This is a genomic window from Roseateles sp., assembly GCF_046300915.1.
Taxonomy (GTDB): domain Bacteria; phylum Pseudomonadota; class Gammaproteobacteria; order Burkholderiales; family Burkholderiaceae_C; genus Kinneretia.
The window spans coordinates 1-2,645 of sequence record NZ_JBKCLH010000154.1 but is presented as its reverse complement, the minus strand read 5'-3'; the positions used below and the strand labels follow the sequence as shown (position 1 = coordinate 2,645).

Sequence of the window (2,645 nt, the reverse complement as noted above, 5' to 3'; positions counted from 1 at the left end):
CGGCTCCGAGGAGCCGCTTTTTTTGTGTCTGCACACATCGCAGGCCCGCCCCATGGGACCGGCCTGGCTGATGCGCTTAGTGGGCGCGCTTGGGCTGACCCGCCAGACGCTCCGCGGCGGCGGCTTGGCCACGCTGAAGGGCTTGCAGCTCGGCCTGGCTCGGGTTGTCGCTGTTCAGCACAGCCAGCTCGCCAGTGGCACGGGCACGCTCCAGCTCAGCCACGACTTCGGCACGGGTCTTGGTCGAGGCCAGGCTGCGCACACTCGGGCTGTAGCTCTCGCTGTCCACACGAGCGATTTCACCGGCGGCGCGAGCGCGCTGCAGCTCGGCCAGGACTTGTTCCCGGCTCAGGCCCTGGGCCATGGCGGCGCTGGCGGCGATCAGGGACAGGGCAACAACACTCAGCTTCTTCAACATGATGGGTACTCCTTGGTGGTCGGTTGACGGGACCGGCTGCGGGCGCTCTGCCCTGCGATCACCGTGTCCATGGCCGTAACTGTAAAAACCAAGCACCAAGTAAAAAACTAGCCCAGCATGAATTGACCATTCAAAGAATAAGAAGAATCCATGACAAGCCGCGCGGATTCAAACAAAAGGGCGAATAGCGCTCAAGCCTTGCTCGACCAGGTGCGCGCCAGCGCTTCAAAGTCCGCGATGGGCATGGGGCGCCCATAGAACCAGCCCTGGAAGGCGTGACAGCCCTGCTCGACCAGCAGATCGCGCTGTTCGCGGGTCTCCACCCCCTCGGCAATCACCTCCAGGCCCAGGCTGTCGCCCATCTGGATGATGGCCCGGGCAATGGCGCGGGCATTGGGCTCCTCCAGCAGGTCGCGCACAAAGCTCTGATCGATCTTGAGCTGGGTCAGCGGCAGGCGCTTGAGGTAGGCCAGCGAAGAGTAGCCGGTGCCGAAGTCGTCCAGCGAGAACTGCAGCCCCAGGGCCCGCAGCTGGGCCATGAGCTGGATCACGGCCTCGGTGTCCTCCAGCAGGGCACTCTCGGTCAGCTCGATCTTGAGACGCCCGGCCGGCACCGCGCTGCGCGCCAGCTGCTGCTGCATCAGGCCCAGAAAGCCCTTCTGGCGCAGCTGCAGGGCGCTGAGGTTGACGGCCAGGGTCAAAGGGGCCAGCGCCGGATCCTCGGTCCAGCGCGTGAGCCAGGCGCAGCATTGCTGCAAGGCCCATTCGCCCAGGGGCGCGATCAGGCCGGTCTGCTCGGCCAAGGGGATGAACTGGGCAGGGGAGATGAAGCCCCGCTCTGCGTGCCGCCAGCGCATCAGCAGCTCGCCACCCATCAGGCGGCCGTCCCGGGCCACCTGGGGCTGGCAGTGCAGCTCCAGCTGCTGCAGATCGACGGCCCGGCGCAGCTCCGCCTCCAGCAGGGCGCGCTCGGCCATAGCCGCCTGGGTGGCGGGGTCGAAGAAGCACAGGCGATTGCGCCCGGCGGACTTGGCCTGGTACATGGCGTGGTCGGCATGCTTGAGCAGCTCCTCGCAGTCGCCGCCCTCCTCGCCCCAGAGCACGATGCCGATGCTGGGCGTGCTGTGGTGCTGCTGTCCGTCCAGGGTGTAGGGCTGACCCAGCACGCGCAGCAGCTTCTCGGCCGCCGCCTCGGCATGCAGCACCGCGTCCTGCTGCTGAACGCCCAGATCCTGCAGCAGCACCACGAACTCGTCCCCACCCCAGCGCGCCACCGTGTCGTCGGTCCGCAGCACGGCTTGCAGGCGGCGCGCCACGTCCTGCAGCAGACGGTCGCCAATGCCATGACCCAGGGTGTCGTTGATGGACTTGAAGTTGTCCATGTCGATGAACATCACCGCGCCGCGCCGCGCCTTGCGTCGGCTGGCCGCCAGGGCCTGGCGCAGGCGGTCCAGCAGCAGGCGCCGGTTGGGCAGGCCCGTCAGCGCGTCGTAAAAGGCCAGACGCTCGATCTCGGCCTCGGCACGCTTGCGCTCGGTGATGTCGCGGGTCAGGCCGATGAAGCGGGTGCGGCCCTCGTGCTCGATGCGCGACACCGCCAGGCTCATGGGGAAGACACTGCCATCGGCGCGCCGCCCCTCAACATCCCGGCCCTTGCCAATGATGCGCGCGGCGCCGCCGGCCAGATAGCGGGACATATAGCTCCCATGCTGGCGGGCGTCATGCTCCGGCATCAAGATGCTGACATTGCGCCCCAGCAGCTCATGCGCCTTGTAGCCAAACATGGCGCAAGCCGCCGGATTCAGTGACTCGACCCGGCCCTGGGCGTCGATGGTGATCACGCCGTCCACCATATGCTCCAGCACGGCCTGGGTGTAGAGCGCCTGGCTGTGCAGCCGGTCCTGACCCGCGCGCAGCTCCGTGATGTCCAGATGCGTGCCCACCAGGCGCAGCACGCGCCCCTGGGCATCACGCGCCATCACCCGCCCCTTGCTGAGCACCCAGATCCAGTGCCCGTCCCGATGGCGCATGCGGAACTGGGCCTCGTACTGGTCCGAGCCGCCCTCGATACTCAGCTGCACATAGGTCTGCACCAGGGGCGCATCGTCCGGGTGCAGGCGCTCGTGCCAGCCCTGCACCGTGGGCTCCAGCGCCGTCTCGCCCAGCATGGCGCAGTAGCGCGCGTCAAAGCGCGCGCGGCCGCTGGCCAAGTCCCAGTCCCATACGC

The 2,645-nt window shown here is 67.7% G+C and carries 2 protein-coding genes; both read right to left on the bottom strand.

Annotated elements, in window-relative coordinates; translation table 11 throughout:
- Positions 1-76: 76 nt before the first annotated feature.
- Positions 77-418, bottom strand: coding sequence for a DUF4148 domain-containing protein (locus tag ACK5F2_RS11885; protein ID WP_409864843.1), 342 nt, complete (start codon positions 416-418; stop codon positions 77-79).
- 191 nt (positions 419-609) lie between these two features.
- On the bottom strand, positions 610-2,645 hold a 2,036-nt coding region (locus ACK5F2_RS11880; RefSeq protein ID WP_409864842.1), incomplete at its 5' end, for a putative bifunctional diguanylate cyclase/phosphodiesterase.